Source organism: Hydrogenobacter sp. T-8 (assembly GCF_011006175.1).
GTDB lineage: Bacteria > Aquificota > Aquificia > Aquificales > Aquificaceae > Pampinifervens > Pampinifervens florentissimum.
Window position 1 is genome coordinate 753,329 of the sequence record NZ_CP048795.1, and the last position, 16,538, is coordinate 769,866.

20 protein-coding genes are annotated in these 16,538 nt (G+C 43.5%); 13 read left to right on the forward strand and 7 right to left on the reverse strand.

Annotated features, from left to right (window positions below):
• The first annotated feature begins 277 nt into the window (after positions 1–277).
• The gene (locus G3M65_RS04395; RefSeq protein WP_173833378.1) at positions 278–529 is read left to right on the forward strand and encodes a hypothetical protein; all 252 of its coding nucleotides are present in this window, start codon (positions 278–280) and stop codon (positions 527–529) included.
• 176 nt (positions 530–705) lie between these two features.
• Here the strand turns inward: G3M65_RS04395 and G3M65_RS04400 are convergent, their stop codons facing one another.
• On the reverse strand, positions 706–1,467 hold the full coding sequence (locus G3M65_RS04400; protein ID WP_173833379.1) for a hypothetical protein: 762 nt from the start codon (positions 1,465–1,467) through the stop codon (positions 706–708).
• 536 nt (positions 1,468–2,003) lie between these two features.
• Here G3M65_RS04400 and G3M65_RS04405 point away from each other — a divergent pair.
• The gene (locus G3M65_RS04405; RefSeq protein WP_173833380.1) at positions 2,004–2,852 is read left to right on the forward strand and encodes a hypothetical protein; all 849 of its coding nucleotides are present in this window, start codon (positions 2,004–2,006) and stop codon (positions 2,850–2,852) included.
• A 373-nt stretch (positions 2,853–3,225) separates the two neighbouring features.
• Here the strand turns inward: G3M65_RS04405 and G3M65_RS04410 are convergent, their stop codons facing one another.
• On the reverse strand, positions 3,226–3,450 hold the full coding sequence (locus G3M65_RS04410) for a hypothetical protein (protein WP_173833381.1): 225 nt from the start codon (positions 3,448–3,450) through the stop codon (positions 3,226–3,228).
• Positions 3,451–3,913: 463 nt separating this feature from the next.
• Between G3M65_RS04410 and G3M65_RS04415 the strand changes: the two genes are divergently transcribed.
• The 9 genes from G3M65_RS04415 (at position 3,914) to G3M65_RS04455 (ending at position 9,694) form a co-directional block, all read left to right on the forward strand.
• Entirely contained in the window at positions 3,914–4,792 is an 879-nt protein-coding gene (locus G3M65_RS04415; RefSeq protein WP_173833382.1) for a ParM/StbA family protein, read from the forward strand.
• Positions 4,792–5,172, forward strand: a complete 381-nt coding sequence (locus tag G3M65_RS04420; protein WP_173833383.1) for a hypothetical protein — start codon at positions 4,792–4,794, stop codon at positions 5,170–5,172. The genes G3M65_RS04415 and G3M65_RS04420 overlap by 1 nt, the downstream gene beginning before the upstream one ends.
• Before the next feature lie 16 nt (positions 5,173–5,188).
• Complete coding sequence (locus tag G3M65_RS04425; RefSeq protein ID WP_173833384.1) at positions 5,189–5,722, forward strand: hypothetical protein; 534 nt, start codon at positions 5,189–5,191, stop codon at positions 5,720–5,722.
• A 166-nt stretch (positions 5,723–5,888) separates the two neighbouring features.
• Positions 5,889–6,554, forward strand: coding sequence for a hypothetical protein (locus G3M65_RS04430; RefSeq protein WP_173833385.1), 666 nt, complete (start codon positions 5,889–5,891; stop codon positions 6,552–6,554).
• 26 nt (positions 6,555–6,580) lie between these two features.
• On the forward strand, positions 6,581–6,811 hold the full coding sequence (locus G3M65_RS04435) for a hypothetical protein (protein ID WP_173833386.1): 231 nt from the start codon (positions 6,581–6,583) through the stop codon (positions 6,809–6,811).
• 2 nt (positions 6,812–6,813) lie between these two features.
• On the forward strand, positions 6,814–7,821 hold the full coding sequence (locus G3M65_RS04440) for a hypothetical protein (protein WP_173833387.1): 1,008 nt from the start codon (positions 6,814–6,816) through the stop codon (positions 7,819–7,821).
• A gap of 58 nt (positions 7,822–7,879) precedes the next feature.
• Positions 7,880–8,560, forward strand: coding sequence for a hypothetical protein (locus G3M65_RS04445; RefSeq protein WP_173833388.1), 681 nt, complete (start codon positions 7,880–7,882; stop codon positions 8,558–8,560).
• The gene (locus G3M65_RS04450; RefSeq protein ID WP_173833389.1) at positions 8,517–9,248 is read left to right on the forward strand and encodes a sigma-70 family RNA polymerase sigma factor; all 732 of its coding nucleotides are present in this window, start codon (positions 8,517–8,519) and stop codon (positions 9,246–9,248) included. The genes G3M65_RS04445 and G3M65_RS04450 overlap by 44 nt, the downstream gene beginning before the upstream one ends.
• The gene (locus G3M65_RS04455; protein WP_173833390.1) at positions 9,245–9,694 is read left to right on the forward strand and encodes a hypothetical protein; all 450 of its coding nucleotides are present in this window, start codon (positions 9,245–9,247) and stop codon (positions 9,692–9,694) included. The genes G3M65_RS04450 and G3M65_RS04455 overlap by 4 nt, the downstream gene beginning before the upstream one ends.
• 40 nt (positions 9,695–9,734) lie before the next feature.
• Here the strand turns inward: G3M65_RS04455 and G3M65_RS04460 are convergent, their stop codons facing one another.
• Positions 9,735–11,066 (reverse strand): hypothetical protein, encoded by a 1,332-nt coding sequence (locus G3M65_RS04460; RefSeq protein WP_173833391.1) that lies wholly within the window; start codon positions 11,064–11,066, stop codon positions 9,735–9,737.
• A gap of 36 nt (positions 11,067–11,102) precedes the next feature.
• A complete protein-coding gene (locus G3M65_RS04465; protein WP_173833392.1) occupies positions 11,103–12,014 on the reverse strand; it encodes an AAA family ATPase in 912 nt (303 codons plus the stop codon).
• A 12-nt stretch (positions 12,015–12,026) separates the two neighbouring features.
• On the opposite strand from G3M65_RS04465, the gene G3M65_RS04470 reads away from it, so the two are divergent.
• Positions 12,027–12,368, forward strand: coding sequence for a hypothetical protein (locus G3M65_RS04470; protein ID WP_173833393.1), 342 nt, complete (start codon positions 12,027–12,029; stop codon positions 12,366–12,368).
• A gap of 296 nt (positions 12,369–12,664) precedes the next feature.
• Here G3M65_RS04470 and G3M65_RS04475 read toward each other — a convergent pair whose 3' ends face one another.
• On the reverse strand, positions 12,665–13,288 hold the full coding sequence (locus G3M65_RS04475) for a S24 family peptidase (protein ID WP_173833394.1): 624 nt from the start codon (positions 13,286–13,288) through the stop codon (positions 12,665–12,667).
• A 111-nt stretch (positions 13,289–13,399) separates the two neighbouring features.
• Here G3M65_RS04475 and G3M65_RS04480 point away from each other — a divergent pair, with 111 nt between their 5' ends.
• Positions 13,400–14,134, forward strand: coding sequence for a hypothetical protein (locus G3M65_RS04480; RefSeq protein WP_173833395.1), 735 nt, complete (start codon positions 13,400–13,402; stop codon positions 14,132–14,134).
• On the opposite strand, the gene G3M65_RS04485 is transcribed toward G3M65_RS04480, so the two are convergent.
• Together G3M65_RS04485 and G3M65_RS04490 are read right to left on the reverse strand one after the other, a co-directional pair.
• The gene (locus G3M65_RS04485) at positions 14,094–14,975 is read right to left on the reverse strand and encodes a tyrosine-type recombinase/integrase (RefSeq protein WP_173833396.1); all 882 of its coding nucleotides are present in this window, start codon (positions 14,973–14,975) and stop codon (positions 14,094–14,096) included. The two genes, G3M65_RS04480 and G3M65_RS04485, sit on opposite strands and share 41 nt — an antisense overlap.
• 18 nt (positions 14,976–14,993) lie before the next feature.
• Positions 14,994–16,394: a hypothetical protein gene (locus tag G3M65_RS04490; RefSeq protein ID WP_173833397.1), complete on the reverse strand. Its 1,401-nt coding sequence runs from the start codon at positions 16,392–16,394 to the stop codon at positions 14,994–14,996.
• Positions 16,395–16,538 lie beyond the last annotated feature (144 nt).

The following is a 16,538-nucleotide window of genomic DNA, read 5'->3' on the forward strand; positions in this document are numbered from 1 at the left end:
TTGCATTTTGACCCCTCTCAAAGCCTTGTCTGACAATACTCTAAAACGGGATTTTTTGAGTTTAGCAAAAGATGTAGTTTGTAAAGAACTTTACAAACCGAAAGAGTTCTCTGCCTTCATCAAACCACCCTCACAGGAAACCCCCACTTGACACGTGGGGAAGGAATGCGATATTGACTTTTTTTTCATATGGGGTGGAGCAAGCTCCCACTTCATACATCCATGTGTGGAATAATTGCTTTTTGCGAGCTATAATAGTTAGGAAAGGAGGCGAGATATGAGAGAGATGGTATTGAGGAAAGGAGTAGAGATTATAGAGCCGGTAGTGTTATTTGTGGCAATTGTGATGGCAGTGTATATTTTGCCATCGCATATAGGCAAGGCAGTAGTTATGTTAACGATGAGTATAGCTTTTTATAGGATGCGGGCTATAGTATGCTATAGCCATAGCACATGGAAATCCTTCCTATTCCTTGTGGGTATGATGTTAACTATGTTTATACTGGTTGATATGGTTGATAGGGTATGATAGGAGTAGGCAGACCATCAAAACTGTATAAACCCTCTTCTCCTTCTCTTCCAACACTTTAAGCAACATTTCTCCTCTCCCTATTCCCTCTCCCTAAGTGTCTACCCCTTACTTTGCATTTTGACCCCTCTCAAGTGCTTGATTCTCAAGGGCTGATTTTGGGAATTTTTCAGGTCTCATGAGAGGATATCAACTTTCAGGCTGGTAAGTTCTACAGGCTCTGTCAGAATTAGACAGTGAGACAGAACCTCTCCCTCAAAAACAGGTCTGCCACTTATGCTTATCCTTATCTTCTTTCCTGCCAGCTCAATGGGTGGATAAAGCCGTGTTTGGCTGTCTATAGCCACATAAAAGTTTTCAAGCTTTTTGTAGATGGGCTTTTCTACATGAGAAGATAGCTCCTTTTCAAGCTCTATTACCTGAGGCTCTGATACCTCTTCTTCAAGCCTGTCCGCATGCTCCATAAGGCTTACCTGCATAAGGGATGCCCATACCTCTGAGTTAAGCCTTATAAACTTTCTGACATACCACGGCAGGTCTATGCCTTTGACTTCCTCAAGCCATTCTTTTACTCTTTTGAGACTTTCTTCTCCAAGATAGCCAATCTTTTGAGAGTAGCCCTCTATCAGCTCTTTTCTCAAATAGTCCCACACAGGCACGCAGGCAAGAGTTAGAGCATACCTTGAGCTATAACCCCTGAAGACAAAAACAGGTGGATAAGGCTCAAAGTTAAGAAGTGGCAGATAAGAACTCATTGGCACAGTAAGATAAAGCTCAGGCTCTACCTCTTCAAGCACCAGAAATCTTTCACCCGGAATTGTGGCAAGCTCACGCACCTGCCCCACTTTAACAGGCTCACCATCTACTTTTACCGGCACAAGCCTGCCTTCTTCAAGACTTTTCTCATAAAGCCTCAGAAAATCCATCACTGTTAACATTTTTTCACCTCCTACTATTTATATAACTCCCCACAACCCCCTTTCCTGACACCACCCCCTTTTTTCTGGGGAATTCCACAGAAAAAAGAGAATTCCTGACCACAAAGTCGGTTTTGGGGCTATCTCTTTAAAGAAAAAAAAATAAAAGACTTAGAAGTCCTATTTTTCTTTTCTTCCTTTTCCTGAAAAAGGTAAAAATTTTTTTTATCGTCCTTGAAAATTGCGTAGCGAAGCGAAGCAATTTTCTATTACTTTACGCAGTAAAGTAATAGAGAATCTCTAAAAAATAATTCTCTAAAAAATAAAGACTCTAAAAAGAAAAATGCAAAAACAGTGCCAAGCTTTCTAAGGCTTGAAAATCAAGGTTTTGGCGAAGGTGTGGCATACCAGACCACCTACCGAGTTTTATATAACGCCCTACCGAATTTTATATAACAGCCTACCGAGTTTTATATAACGCTACCGAGTTTTATATAACACCTGCTTTGCTACCAAGTTTTCTATAACGGGGTATTTCGTGCTATAATATTCACACTATGAGAGAGGATTATAGCCTTAAGGTTTATGGGGTGATATTGAAGTATCCGCCTTTTGTGTCAAAGAAGGTGGATAGAGTAGAGCATGTTTTCACAAGTGGCAATGGCAGAGTGGTTATACACAATCCACTTGTTCATGCCCGTCCGTGGAAGCTCTTTCTCTACGGCCTGTGGGCTGGTGAGAAGGTGGATATGAGTAAAGATGCGGTTCAGATAGTTCTGTCAGAAAATTCGGGTTTATATCTTAGTTTTATGAGTTTTAAAGAGATATCAAAGGCTATAGATGAGCTGATGAGTTTGAGGTATATGATATACAGCGGGGCGGAGCTAAAAACTCAGATAGTCTATCAGAGCAGGTATGAAGAAAAGGAAAGAAGGCTCTATCTTAAGTTGCCAGCAGAATTTTACAGGCTTTGTGAAGAAGAAGGACTTCGCCTCTATGTTCCTTTTCTCCTGCATCTGCAAGGCAAAAACGAGATAGCACTTTTTACGATACTTAGTAGCAGGTCGGAGAACCAGATGCTTGTGAACAGACTAAAAATAGAAACTCTTGTGAGGTTGGCTGGATTAAATACGGACACACCTTTATGGAAAAAGGTTCAATCTTTAACTCTTGCTTTTCAAAGCCTCAAAGAAATAGGTTTTATTAAGGATTTTGCCAAGGACGGAGATGTTTTTGAAATACATCGTTATGACAAAAACACGCTCAGGCTCAAGGCTCTTGAACTCAAAAGGCTGTATGACCAGAGGTTTGAAGAGATAAAGGCAAAAGCAAGAGAGAATATGAAAAAATCAAGACAGAAAAAGAAAGAAAACCGACACCATCAGGAACCTGAATTGCCGTTTTGAATAATTCACCCTCAAAGCCTTAAATAGAGGCTTGAAGACCTTGTAGAAAAGGTATGCTATTTTCTTCTGACCCATGGCAGGCTTGAGAGCTGTCAGGCAATAGACATCGTAGAAGCGGAAGGTGGCTTTCTCCTCTTGTGTTTCCTTGACAAAAACAAAACTCTTAAGTTCATGGTGGCTGAAAACAAAGAGTGGAGCGTAGAAGGAGTTTATAAAGCTTTTCTTGAAAGACTATGGGAAGAAGAGAATTGAGGTTTTTCTGAGGAGTTCCACAGGAAGAGTGATTTTTAAAAAAAGCTGTTTGAGAAGTCCCTAAGTTAAGGGACTGAATATTAGCTCCCCCTGGGGGAGGGGAGCAAAAGCTAAAAAGCTATCAGCTTTCAATATAGGAAGTATGGTGGGTGTAGGGAATAAAGCCAATTTCACGGTCTTGATTAAGAAAGAGATATCCGAGGATACTCCCGTTCCCATCTTCTACTATTATTTCCATTCCTGAAGCTAAAGCCCCTTTTATATCTTGCTTCGTTAGGAGATAAACTCCTAACATGTTCTTCGCACAGTATTCTCCAGATATTATTTTTCTGAGAATTTCAAACATGTTGTCACCTCCTTCAGGTTTTTTTATCCCCCTACAGGAGGCTGGCTACCTCTTCCCTGCCCCCACACAGGGAAGAAGAACACTCAAGGGAGTGCTTTCACCAGACCTCCTGAGGGCTTTAGAAAGAGACTTCAATCAAAGTCCCTCACTAAAACCCTCAGGGGTCTGGCTCTTCCCTGTGTGGCTATACCTTTCTTTGACTACCCTTTAGGGGTAGCAATTTTTATTTTATCCCACTCACCAAAATTGTCAAGCAAAAAGAGGGAAAAGGAGGGAGAAGTCTTTTTTTCTGGGGAATTCCCCAGAAATTTCTGGGGAGTTCCACAGAAATGGAAAGAGGGGGGATTTTATACCACAAAAGGCAAAGTGTGGCGAAGTGGCGAAGTGGCGAAGTGGCGAATAGCCACAATTTCAAACTTTGTCCTATAATAACAGGAAAAGAACTTTTAGGAGGACAAAAGGCATGAAGGTAGGGCTTGATGTGGGTTTTGGGCATGTGAAGGTAGCAACTCAGGAGAGAGTTTTTAAGTTTCCCTCGTGGATAGGGGTATGGAATGAGAAGGACATATCGGACGTTCAGCCTATATCTTTTGAGGGGAGGGACTATGTGGTGGGTGAGTCTGCAAGGTTTTGCACGCAAAGGGTGGAGCTAGTGGATTTTGAAACACTTTTGAGGTATTTACCTCTGATAGTGGAGTATGTAAAGAGGGAGCTTGGGGAGGAGGAGCTTGAGATAGGGGTGGGGCTGGCACCGAGGCACTACAGGAGGTATAAAGACAGTGAAGAGGTGAGGAAAAAGCTTTCTGGCTTTGAGCTTGTATTACCTCAGGGTTTTGGAGTGCTTTTAGATGTAGAGGATGAGCTTGGTATAGAAGAGGGAGAAACGGTATTTGTAGTGGATATAGGTTTTAACACGGTGGATTATCTTCTTGTATCAAAGCAAAATGGAAAATACTTCAGGGAAGGAATGGCAACTATAGAAAGGGCTGGGGTGCTTCAGGCGGTAGAGACTTTCAGGTCTATTCTTCCTGCGGAGCTGGGGTATATCAAAAACTGGTCTCTTTCAAGGCTTGTAAAGGTTTTTGAAAGCGGGCAGGTGAATGTGGAAGGGGAGAAGATAGACCTTAAAAGCTACAGGGAGAGGGCTATAGAGACTTACAGGACAGCTTTGTTAAGCAGGTTAAAGTCAGAGGTGGGAGAGGCGGTTTTGGAAAGTGATAAGGTAGTATCCGCAGGTGGGGGGGCGTATCTTCTTGGAAAGCTGAGGAAAGATGCCTATGTGCCTTCTGAGCCAGAGTTTTCAAATGCAAGAGGCTTTCTGAAAGCTCTTGAGTTAAGGTAATGCACAGGATAAGGGTGAATGTCTATCTACATCCTATCAAGCACAGGGAGACGCACAGAAAGGCTATTCTTCTTGGCAAGTATGCTCCAGATTTATTGAAAACCCTCTTAGAGATTTTTTTAGAGAGGGTGGATGAAGAGGATTTGTTAGAACTCCTGTATATCTACGATGCTTATAGTGGAGAAAAAAGGAAAGAGAAAAAGAGAGATTTTATCCTTTCTGTGTTATCACTGGAGCATAAAGATACAGAACCAGAAGAAGAAGAAGAAGAGGAAGAGGAAGAAGTGGAAGAAAGAAAAGCAAGCCCTCTTAAGAAACCAAAGAAAAGGGTAGAGAAAAAGGATGACTTCTGGTCTAAATACTCCTCAATTCTTGAGTGAGGCTAAAATAACTCCTATGATAGACAAGGATTATTTGCTTGGGATTTCTTTGGATGAGCTTAAGAAAAGGTATGGAGATGAGCAGGTAAAGAGGTTTTTGTTTGGCAGGGAAGGGAGACTTTTAGAGCTGACTTTGAAAAGAAAGAGCTTTATGAACCTGCTTTCTTTTTTTGGCTCAATAACAGATGCAGTAGAGTATGCCAGCTTTCTCTCCTGCATATCAACTCCTGTATTGTCCGATGCCTGTCCCCACTTCAGAAACTGCTTTATAAAGCACAAGGGCAACCTTGTCAAGCTAAGAAGTCAAAAACAAGGGAAAAAATTCTTCTATGAAGTAGTCCTGCCCCTCTGGGAGCTATACTACGAGGAAATAAAAAAAGGTGTCAAAAAAAGGCTTGAATGCTCTAAGAAAAAGCTCCTTATTTTTATCCACATAAGAGACCACTGGGGAGAGCTTGGGAAAAAGCTTGTAGAAGACCTTATCCGTGAATATGTGCCAGAAGACCCCGACGGCAAAAAACTCTGGGCAAGTGCGGGATTTTCCGTTTAGCCTTTAGCCTTTCCTTTTTTCCTGTCTTTTCTGAGGAATTCCCCAGAAATTTATACTTACCTCTTGACAAAGACCAAAAAATGTGGTATAATAATAGGCGTATAAAAGACCTCTACAAGGGGTGGCGGTCTTGTAGGGGTGAATTTAGAACCGCTGGGGAACTCCTATGGAAAAAGTTCTTCCTGCTCTTAAGACAGAGGGCATTTTTGAGCCTGCTATCACTTCAATGGTAAGACTTATGGAAGAAAGAAAAGACCTCATTGTGAAGATAGGGGAAACTCATGAGATAACAAGACCCTTAGCACTTGAGATGTGGAAGATGGTAAGGGACATGGTAAGCTCTCATGGTGGTTCTCTGGATATATCCGTAAAGGTGGAGTATGCAAGTCCAGAGATGGTGATAATGGTGGCTACTGCAAGGCTAAAGATAGGAGAGGTGGAGATAACCCTTTCTGAGGTGGGAGAAGCTTACGCAAAGGAAAAAGGCAAAGACACAACTCTTGCCAGAACCGCATATACCAGAGCTGTGAAGAGGCTTCTTGAGATACTTGTGGGGGAAGACTTTATCAATCAGACGATAAAGAGGCTCTTCCCTCAATCTTATCAAAAAGGACAAGGACAAAGCAATGAGCCAGCCTCTCAAAGACAGACGGAGCTGATAGAAAAGCTTGTAAAAGAAAAGAAGATAAATGAGGAAGTCATACAGGGGCTAAAAGCAGAGGGAGAACTTCCTGAGGACTTTATGCTTGGAAAGGCTCTGAAAGAAGGAACTCTCACAAAGGAGCAGGCAAGCGTAATACTTGACAAGGTCTTTCCGAGGAGAAGAACATGAGGAAAGCTTTTTCGGAGGGATAGACCATGAAAGTAAGGTTTGTCAAGGTAGATAAGGACATGTGCCTGTTTGATGTGGAGGGATTAAGAATTTGGGGACAGCTAAAGAAAAGAAACGGCTACTATGTGCTTGTAGATGAGAAAGACCGCCCTGTGGTGAAGGTAAGCCTCAAAGACGGTGATAAGCTCATGGAAGGTATAAGAAAGAGACTTCAATACGCCTTTTCCTTGTCTAAAGCAGAATTTGAGGAGGCTTGAAGATGTTTGAACAGCTTGTGGAGAAGATAAGGCAGGAAAGTAAAGAGGGAAGAGTTCTTACCTACACAGAAGGAGCCATAGGCATTACCGCTCTTCTGTCCTGTCCTCTCAAGCATGAGCTTGCAAAGGAGTATGAGATAGAGCCAAAGGCAGTAGAGATTGACGATGGCTTTGTATGGGAAAGGCAGGTAAAAAAGGCTCTGAAAGAGCTATACGGAGAGAGCTTTCAAGAGGAGAAAGACCTCATCTATGAGATAGATGGCACTCTCATACACGGACATCTTGACTGTTTTATAGAGCTTGAAGATGAGGTCATAGGCATAGAGCTAAAAGCTCCAAAATACATTCTTCTTAAGGACATTCCTCAAGGCATAAAGGACGGACTTTATGAAGATGAGGGGCTTGTAATTCATAATTCTGTGTATCTCACCCAGGCAAAAATCCAGAGGTTTATCTTAGGGAGGCTCTATCCTCATAAGAAAGTCAGGCAGTATCTCTTTTATAAGAGCCTTGCCAAACACAAGAGCTGGTCTCAAAAGCTCTATGTGGTATCAGAGGTAAAAGAGAGCATCACAGAAGAGGAGCTAAAAGAGCTTGTAAGAAGATTTCATGAAGATAAATCGCCAAGATATCCCAATGAATGCACTTCTTACTGTGTCTTCTACAGAGAAGGGCTTTGTGAAGGCAGGGAATACAGGCTGGAAGAGGAAAAGCCTCAAGAGAGTGCTTTTGAGCTTTTGAGATACTACAGAACCTTAGAGACAGAACTAAAGCAGGTGGAAACTCTTTTGAAGAAGGCGGTAAAAGGCACTCTCAAAATAGGTGGCAGGGAGCTTGGCTGGGTGAAAAGAGAGGTGGTGTCTTTTGATGTGGAAAAGCTCTTGAAAAAGGCAGGAGATAAGGCTCATGAGTATGTGTATGTAAAGCCATCTAAGAAAGAGGAAATCCTGAACACTTTTGGCGATGAGGTGGTAAAAGAAAAGAGAGAGGAAGTCATATGGAAGCTTTGAGAGTAAGCGAGCTTCTCGTCCATCAGTATCACGGGAAAATAATGTGGAGGAGGTAAAGATGTTTAAGTTTAAGGAAGCTGACTTCTGGTCTATAGACTACAAGGCTCTTCATAAGGCTCTGGTTATTTATTTCAAACACCACAGAAAACTATCAAGGCTCAAGAATGCGATAAAGAATGAAGGGCAGGTGAGCTGGAGAAGGTTTGTGAGGGGAAGACTTTCTTTTGAAGACTTTAAGACCTTTCTCTATGGAATGGAGGCGGGTGGTTATTTTGTGATAGAGGAGCTAAATGAGGAAGTTTTAAAGGCAAGACTGGCAAAGCCTTTTAACTCTGTCGGGATTTTTACTTCCATCACCTGCTACAGAACTCTGAAGCCTCTATTTCCTGAAGTTATTGAGGATATTGAGCTAATTGATGAAAAGGAAGGGTTTATTTCAAAGTTTGATGTGGGGGTGGTTTTAAAGGACAGGGTGCTTGTTTTTAAGCGGTATGAGAAGAAGTATATTGACAGAAAGGAAAGGTTTGAAGAGCTTTTGAGAGACTTTTTTGCTAAAAAGGTGGAGCTTTTCTTTGTTATAACCCCAAGCGGTTTGTGGCATCTAAGAAAAGAAGAAAGAAACATTCCGTTTTATGTGCTGAATACTCTGTATCTCAGAAGATTTCTGGAAAGAAACTATTTAGGAGGTAGAAAGAATGCTCTGGGAGCTGAGAAGAAAGGCTTTAAGTTTGATACCTGAGTGGTTTGTAAGGTTAAAAGTCTTTATGCTTAAAAATGAGCTAAGCAAAAAAGGTCAGGAAAGGCTTCTCTATTCCTGTGGAGGTCTAAGAGGCAGGTTTGTGGATGAGATAATAAGGGACTATATTTCTTGCCAGCTACAGGGCTATGAAGAGGTTCAGAGGCTCTATCTTGCCCTCAAAAAGGAAAAGGAGAGGCTCTACAAGGAAAATCAAGGACTTATCTACAAGGTCATGAGGTCTATGAGAGTAAGTCCAGATGACTGGGAAGAGGTTCAGGATATAGCAAAGTTTGCTCTTTATCAGGCAATAGAAGACTGGGATGAAAAACATGCTCTTTCTACCTTAGCTGTCCCTCTCATCATGTCCAGAGTGCAGGAATACTATGAGAAGAACCTTAAGAATTCTTTCCTTTCTTACGATGAGCATGTGAAGGAGGGAGAAGAAGACACTTTTGAAATTTTCTGTGGGGCTGAAGACAAAGGTTTTAATCAGGCGGAGCTAAAAGACCTCATCAGCAGGCTTGAAGAGAAAGAAAGAGAGCTTATAAGCCTTGTCTATTTTGAAGGTTATACTATTAAGGAAGCAGGAGAAAAGCTTGGCTTTTCTCAGAAGAGGGCAAGCCATATACACAAGCTTGCTCTCAAAAAGCTAAAGAAGTTAATACTTGGAAAGGAGGTGGTAGTATGATTGAGTTTGTGCCAGATGGTAGGTTCAGAACCATTAACCTTTTCAGGGGGGAGCCTTATGAGAGGGGAGACATAAACCTTGTGCTGACAGTAATACACAGATTTGCTCAGGAAAAGGATGAGATTTATTTCCTGCCACCTACACCTGAAGATGGTATTCTTTCAAGGGTGGAGTTTCATTTTTACGATGAGCAGATGCCAAATCCTGTTGTCTATGGTGGAGAGGGATACGCTTTTGGCAAATATGATATTGAGAGGATAAGGGCAAACATTTTGAATTTGCCAAGGCTGATGACAAAAGGTTTAAAAGAAGTGCATGTGGTTTATGCAAACTTCAGAGGTGTGCCTGTCTCTATCGTGCTGAAAGATGAAGGGATTAATGTTTTTGCAAGCTTGCTGAAGGAAGAAATTGACAGGGTTTTGGGAGAACTGGAGATTGATTTTTGAAAAGGAAGGCGGGGAGAAAAAGGAGGGAAGGGGCGTGGGCTTAGCCCCTGAGAAGTCTTGATAGCTTCTTAAGACACCCCTCAAGGGTGTCCTCAGCTATCACCCTGCTCCTGGGGATTTCCAGTCGCAGGGCATTTTTCAAAAATTCCCCTTTATAGCTTCCCCAATACACCCAATATACATTGGGCTTTTTGGAGAAGCTCTTTCTGACCTTGCTCCCATCCTCATGGGACAAGGCAAGGTCAGAAATAATTATTGTTAAGGGGCTTGAATTTATGAAACGAGCGCAAGCCCACAGCCCCTCTGTCATCCCGTTAAAGGACGCCTTGTAAGCGTCCCTAACGGGGACTTTTTTTACTGTGTCATTCTTTACCAGCAGGACACTCCCCTTTAGCCCTGCTTTATACAGGGCATAGAGGAGCATCCTGACCTCCTCCTGAACCTTAAACATACTCCCCGACGTATCCACCACAATAAGTGGGTGGATCGTGGGGAGTTCCTCCTGCCTCACGAAAGGCTCTTCATCTCCCCGCAAGTATGAGGAGACTACAAGCCTTCCTGAGGAGGAAGGCACCCACTCTGGCTCAGGAGCCTTGAAAAGCTCCCTCGCCAGCTTTATGATGGCAGGAGGGAGTTCTGGAGGAGGGACTTGCTCAAACCACCCCCCTCCTCTTTTCTCCTTCCCAGACAGGAAGCCCCCAGGTTCTTCAAGGCTTTCATATTCCTGAGGAGCTTCCTGCCTTATATCCTTTGCCCCACCCAACTCTATGGGTTTGGGCGGGCAAAGGTATGGGAATTTTTTCTTAAAGTATCTGGCTAAGCGGAGAGAACTCCACGCTGAGGCTTTGTAGAGCCTCCTCAGGAGCCTCTCCGCTCTTTTTATTAACTTTTCACCCCCCTCTGGACACTCCACCTTGTAGCCAAGGTGGAGATAGACCATTATAGATAACAGGTCGCCCACATTAGCTGTGGGCTTTTCAGAGGGGGGGAACTTCCCCAAATCAAACCCCAGGATTTCGGACATTTTGCCCTCAATCCTGAGGTCCTCCACAACATTTAAAACCTCCCCCAGCTCCTGATACTCTTCCCAGAACTTTGGGTTCTGGGAGGGAGTGGGGGTGAAAAGGGCGTGTCCCAGCTCATGTAAAAAAGTCCTTAAAACCTCATCCCCCTCCTCCGTAGAGGGGAGGGTGATAAGGTCTTTTTTCTGAAACTTCCCCCTCAACTCCGCTGGTGTCCATGAGCCAGGGGGTCTTCTTACCACCCCCACCTCTATGGGTCTGGGGGTGGGAGGGAGTGTTTCAAACACTCCCTCTTTCCAGAGATACTGTAAATACAAGCTTTTGATATTATCCAGCCCTACACCTACCATCTTTTACCTCCTTCAGGGATAAGAGGAAAGCAGGGGTCAGGTAAAGACCCCTTGCAGTGCCTTTTCAAGCACTGCCCTCTCCTCTATATCCCTGCTGTAGTATTTGACAAGAAGCTGTGGCACTTCTTCCTCTTTCCTTGCCAGCTTTACTGCTCTTTCAAGCTGACGATAGGAGAGGAAGGTAGCCACAGCCCCCTCAGCATAGGCTTTCTCCATCTTCTCCCTGACCTTTACAAGCTTTTGAGCCAGAGAGGGGGAGAAGCCTCTTTTGACAACAAGCTCTGTGAGGAGGGTCTGCACCTGATTTAAGGACATCTTGATGGTTTCAGATGCAAACCTCTCCTCCAAGGCTTTGTCGGAGAGGGCAGAATTGACATACCCCTCACCGAGATTACCTGTGGCTATGAACCACAGGTTCTCAGCTGGGGCAAAAAATGTTCTCCCCAGTTCGGGGACAGACAGGGTGAATACCCTCTTGCCCCCTATCCACTTAGGGAATAGGGAGGCAACGAGGATACCCTGCTCCCGAACTGGTATCCTTGGTAATTCGTCTATCACCACCACCACCTTTTGCCCCTTCTCAGCCTGCATAAAGGCTTTGAGGAGAAGCCCGGGGCGGTAGGTGGTGCTGCCCCCTCTTATGCTGACCCCACCTAAGAGGTCTTTTGCCCCCACGTGGGGTCCTCCGTCAATATAGATAGCTTCCCAGCCCTCTGATACGAGCTGGTCAGCTATCTGATAAGCCATTCTGCTCTTCCCTTCCCCAGGAGGGCCTTCAAGCAAGAGATTGTAGCCCTCCTCTAAGTATCTCCTCCACCATTCTTTATCCTCTATGGTGGAGGCGGGGGAGGGAGTAAGGTCAATGATTTCAAAATCATCCACTGCAAAGGAGGCTTTTACAAATGCCTCCTCGCAGTGTTTGCACCCTACCACATAATCCCCTGCCATTATTCCTTTTATATGGGGATTGGAGTGCTTCCTCCAGCATTCATCCGCTCCCTCCCTGAAATATTCCTCATAGAGGCTTTTCACCTCCTGAGGAATTTCAGGAGGGAAGTGCTGAGGCTCAAGAGAGCAGTAGTGCCTCCAATCGGAAGCTTTACTGCCCCCTTTGTAATGAAGAAGCACAGGGTGCTTTTTTGCACCCCCGTGGCTCTCTATGAGAGCCACTATAAAAATTTCTTCACCCTTCTTAAAAATTCTGCCCTTAACAAAGTTATCACGGGCAGAATTCTTAGATTTGTAAAAAATTGGGGTTGGGATTGTGGAAAACTTTACCATGGTATCCTCCTACCCCGCTGATAGACTGTCCTGCCTCTCCCGCCAGAGGGAGGTCGGCAGGACAGCCAGAGGGCAGTCTCCAAGCTGGGGGTTATCCCCCGAGTAAGGCTTGGACTTACCCTCTGAATGCCTGCCTTCCCCCCTCAGCGGGAGCAGAGGGAAGGAGGTAGAGGCTTAAAACCTCTCAGGGAGAGAAAAAACAGAGCCTATAAAGACCCTCTTTCTTCTCTCCCTGAGAGGCTAACCTTCTTTTGGGAAGCCAAAGTTCCGCCTTCCTACAGGCTTATGGAAAATTTTAAGTTCAGGAGGGAATTATTTCAAGAGTATTTTTGAATGCTCAGTATTACTTTACCCACCACCATAACCTCTCCCAGCTCAAAATCTCTTCTGGTGAAGACAAACTCCCCATAAAGCTCATTGTCGGATTTTAAAATAATCGTGTCCTGATTTAGAAAGATAGTCCTTTTTACTACCGCACCTTTATAAGGCATGTAGAAGACAAAAATCTTTTCATGCTCGGGCTGTTTTATGTTCGTGTCTATAAGCACTATAGAGCCATCCACAATAGAAGGATGCATGCTGTTGCCCCTTACCTTAAAGGCTATAACCCCATTTTTCTTTATTCTTACTGGCAGGATTATCTCATCTACCACATCCACAGGTTCAAGCCCCTCTTTGCTTGCTCCAATGGAACCATAAACTTTCACCCTTGTATATTCCGCTTCTTCCCTCTCCCTTTCCCTCTCTAATACTTCCCTGAGGTCTATCTTCAAAGCCTGTAGTATCAGCTCCACCGTATGTAGTCGCACACCCGCAGTTCCCTCTATAAAATTCTGAACGCTTTTTCTATCCACCCCCGCCAGCTTAGCTAAATCCCCATAGTCAAGCCTCTCCTCTACCATCCTCTGCTTTACTATATCCCTCAGCTTGTCCTCTAACATGCCAAAAATTATACAAAATTTTTCTGGGGAATTCCACAGAAAAAGGTATAATAACTCCATGTCAGGAAAAGCCACCTCTGGGGGTTATGAATAATAAAGGAGGTATTTGGCATGCTACTTATGGAGCTACTTGAAACTTATCCAGAGGCAAGTCTTTTGAAAGAAAAGTTCCCAAAGTTTTATGACTATGCCTACTTTGTCAAAGTATTGGACTGGCAAGAGGAGTATGCAGTAGCGGATAAAAATCCTGAGGTGATTGATGAGATTGAGTTCTGGCAGATGTTATTAGAAAGCGGGCTTATAAGCAAGGAGGAGTATGAAAAAAAGGTGTCTTCTCTACCCAGATATGCGTCAAGGACAGAGGGAATAGCCTTCATGGATACAAATGAAGTATCCTTCAGAAAGAAAAGACCGCCTTTCCATGTAATAGTCCATGAGCTTGGACACTGCTACTTTAAAGAGCCTGACCCTACATGGAACTCTACCTACGGTGGCGGTGAATGGCTTCTGTGGATGGTCTTAAGACATGACCTAAAAGGCTTTACGGAAGAACATATCAAAAACTACATGCAACTTCTTAAGTTAAACTTTGAAAATCCCCAAAGGCTTTATGAAATACTCACAGAGAAGAGTTTAGAGGTAGCAAAGAAGTTTGGAATAGAAGCCAATAGCTTGAAAGAGCTTTGTATGTATTGTGGCTGGATGCCACCTCAAGGAGATAAAACTCTTTTCAATCAGTCTTTCCTTGTCAATGTGCTTTCCAGCATAGAGTATAGGGACTTCCTTCCTCTCTGGCTTGAGTTTCTCAGGAGCCTAACCACCTCAGGATTTCCTTCTCTAACATAGCCTGTGTATAAACCTCAAGAGTTAGCTTTGCCGTAGAATGTCCCAGCCATGACTGAACTAAAGCGGGAGAAAACCCGCTGGCTATAAGCCTTGAGGCATAGGTGTATCTAAAACGGTGAGGATAAACCTTTATGCCTGTCTCCTTTGAAAGCTTCTGATAGAACTTATGAACCGTGTCTTCATTAAGTCTAACGGTTTTTACAGTCTTTGGAAACTTCCAGCCATATTGCCACAGGTCTTTATCTTTCCTCTGGCTGAAAAACCTCTTTAAGGTCTCTTTTTCCTCTTCACTTAGGAGTGGCATGCCTGCCTGATAGGTCTTGCCATATTTGGAGTGTCTAACATTCAAAAGTAAAAGCTCTTTTTCCACTACCTCAAAGTCTTCTGTAGAGAGCCTGAACCTCTTAACTTCAAGGTCTTCACTTCTTAAGGCAAGTGCTGAGGAAAGTCTAATTCCTGAGTGAAGCAGGACAAGACTGAAAATGTAGAATATAGGGTGTGCTTGACTTTTCATGTAGTCAAAAATCACCTTTAGCTCCCCATCTGTAAAGGCACTTTTCCTTTTATTTGTCCTTAGCACTCTAAAAGCCTCTTTCTTTCTTTCCAGCCTTGCTATATAGCCTCTCTCTGACAGCCATAGGAAAAACCTTTGAACTTCTTCAAGAACCATTCTGATAGTGGAATTAGAAAGTCCTTTTTCTTTGAGAAATTGAGAGAACTCTACCGCATCTACTACATAGCCACCTGTGAAGTCTTCAAGCAAAGATAAGGCATAGGATTTGGTCTGCAAAGATTTTTCTGAGAGGTGAGAAAGAGAGGATAGATATGTAGAGGTAAGCATAGAAGATATTATAGGCTTTCACCTGCACCCGTTTAGTTCTTCTTTCCCCACCAGCTTGCCCTCCTGCAAATAGGTAAGCTCTACAAGGCATTTATCCTTATCTCTTAAGGCTCTGCACTGAATGGTGGTTCCTTCATAAACCATCTGCATCTGTCCAAATCTCTGACAGGCTCTTGCCACATCAAGCTTTATAGTCTCTATACCTTTCGGAAGTGCTGGAAGCCCCGTCTCACCTATATACTCCACTCTTTCTCCACAAACTCTGTAGTTATGGGTTGCCTGCAAAGCTCCACCGCTGACCACCTGAACGGAAACCAGAGAACACCCACCCTGCTCTCCATTGTATAGACCTTTGTAAATAAGCCCACCTCTCTGTATGGATACGGGAGCTTTAGCTTTTGCAGTAGATAGAGCAAGGAAAGACAGCTCATCAGTTAATCCTGCCCTTGCCATCGTATTGTGTTCCTCTATCTGTGCCTTCTGAGTAGCCCTTGCTATAGCCTTTTCATCTACTCCAATCTTTAGAATGCCTGAAGTTGGTCTTCCATCGCTCAAGCTGTATGTGAATTCCCTCTGCCCACCTTTGCATACATACATACCAGCCATTGCCCTTGCTAAGCTATCAGCATTTGACGCAGACACAGCTCCAGCTTCCTCTGGATTGAAGAAGGGCGAAGTTTTCTTATAAGTCCTAAACCCACCACCCCCCGTAGCCACATACCACAGATATTCTCTGAAAGGTATAAGCCCCTCTTTGCCTACTCTGTAGAACTGCCCCTGACCTGCCTCACAGTTTTTCCACAGAATATAAAGGTCTTTAGGCTCTGCGGTAAAGACAGGTTGTGTTGTGTTGTATAAATTCTCAAGTCTATAAGTATCTACACCTATTTTTATCGGACTTTTCTTGAAAAGTCCAGAACCAAAAGCAGTAGCTATCTCCTCAAGACTTGCATTCTTATACTTTTCTATCAGCTCCTCCAGAGTGTAATGTAGCCTGTCATAAAAAACCTTTGAGGGCGGATGCACCACTCCATACATTTTGTATTCAATAACCACCTCTCCCTTGTCATTCTTGCAGTAGCCTTCATACTCAAAAAAAGCCTCTGAAAAAACCTGTTTGAGAAGGCTCGCTTTAGCATCATACTCCTGCTCAGTTTCTATACCCTGCGATATTACCCTTCTGAAGACCCTCAGCCCATTTTGAGGGCAATATCTATTTTTATAATCTCCTACCACATAAAAGGCTGGAAGAGGACGATAATACTGGGTTCTCAAATACTGCCCCGTTATGGTTCTTCGCTCATCTACCGTGATAGAATAAAAACCTGTGTTCTTTAAATACTCTCTAAAATCTGGTAGTTCCTGAGAAAAACCTGCAGATACCAAAAGACTTCCAAACAATATAACTCTTTTCATCATGAAACCCCTCCAGATGGTAATATTATAGCCTCTTTCCTGTGGAATTCCTCAGAAAAACCTGCTGAGGATTAAGCCAATCACCACTCCAACTGCCACAGCCACCAGCAAGGCTATAGCTGGCATATCTTGAGATTCTTGCTTCCT

Bases quoted from the DNA above. Each gene is read 5' to 3' on its own strand.
- G3M65_RS04405 (WP_173833380.1), top strand. From the start codon at position 2,004: ATGAGAGAGGATTATAGCCTTAAGGTTTATGGGGTGATATTGAAGTAT.
- G3M65_RS04440 (WP_173833387.1), top strand. From the start codon at position 6,814: ATGTTTGAACAGCTTGTGGAGAAGATAAGGCAGGAAAGTAAAGAGGGA.
- G3M65_RS04450 (WP_173833389.1), top strand. From the start codon at position 8,517: ATGCTCTGGGAGCTGAGAAGAAAGGCTTTAAGTTTGATACCTGAGTGG.
- G3M65_RS04480 (WP_173833395.1), top strand. From the start codon at position 13,400: ATGCTACTTATGGAGCTACTTGAAACTTATCCAGAGGCAAGTCTTTTG.
- G3M65_RS04470 (WP_173833393.1), top strand. From the start codon at position 12,027: ATGGGGATTGGAGTGCTTCCTCCAGCATTCATCCGCTCCCTCCCTGAA.
- G3M65_RS04445 (WP_173833388.1), top strand. From the start codon at position 7,880: ATGTTTAAGTTTAAGGAAGCTGACTTCTGGTCTATAGACTACAAGGCT.
- G3M65_RS04425 (WP_173833384.1), top strand. From the start codon at position 5,189: ATGATAGACAAGGATTATTTGCTTGGGATTTCTTTGGATGAGCTTAAG.
- G3M65_RS04435 (WP_173833386.1), top strand. From the start codon at position 6,581: ATGAAAGTAAGGTTTGTCAAGGTAGATAAGGACATGTGCCTGTTTGAT.
- G3M65_RS04460 (WP_173833391.1), bottom strand. From the start codon at position 11,066: ATGGTAGGTGTAGGGCTGGATAATATCAAAAGCTTGTATTTACAGTAT.
- G3M65_RS04415 (WP_173833382.1), top strand. From the start codon at position 3,914: ATGAAGGTAGGGCTTGATGTGGGTTTTGGGCATGTGAAGGTAGCAACT.
- G3M65_RS04485 (WP_173833396.1), bottom strand. From the start codon at position 14,975: ATGCTTACCTCTACATATCTATCCTCTCTTTCTCACCTCTCAGAAAAA.
- G3M65_RS04410 (WP_173833381.1), bottom strand. From the start codon at position 3,450: ATGTTTGAAATTCTCAGAAAAATAATATCTGGAGAATACTGTGCGAAG.
- G3M65_RS04455 (WP_173833390.1), top strand. From the start codon at position 9,245: ATGATTGAGTTTGTGCCAGATGGTAGGTTCAGAACCATTAACCTTTTC.
- G3M65_RS04400 (WP_173833379.1), bottom strand. From the start codon at position 1,467: ATGTTAACAGTGATGGATTTTCTGAGGCTTTATGAGAAAAGTCTTGAA.
- G3M65_RS04430 (WP_173833385.1), top strand. From the start codon at position 5,889: ATGGAAAAAGTTCTTCCTGCTCTTAAGACAGAGGGCATTTTTGAGCCT.
- G3M65_RS04395 (WP_173833378.1), top strand. From the start codon at position 278: ATGAGAGAGATGGTATTGAGGAAAGGAGTAGAGATTATAGAGCCGGTA.
- G3M65_RS04420 (WP_173833383.1), top strand. From the start codon at position 4,792: ATGCACAGGATAAGGGTGAATGTCTATCTACATCCTATCAAGCACAGG.
- G3M65_RS04465 (WP_173833392.1), bottom strand. From the start codon at position 12,014: ATGGCAGGGGATTATGTGGTAGGGTGCAAACACTGCGAGGAGGCATTT.
- G3M65_RS04490 (WP_173833397.1), bottom strand. From the start codon at position 16,394: ATGATGAAAAGAGTTATATTGTTTGGAAGTCTTTTGGTATCTGCAGGT.
- G3M65_RS04475 (WP_173833394.1), bottom strand. From the start codon at position 13,288: ATGTTAGAGGACAAGCTGAGGGATATAGTAAAGCAGAGGATGGTAGAG.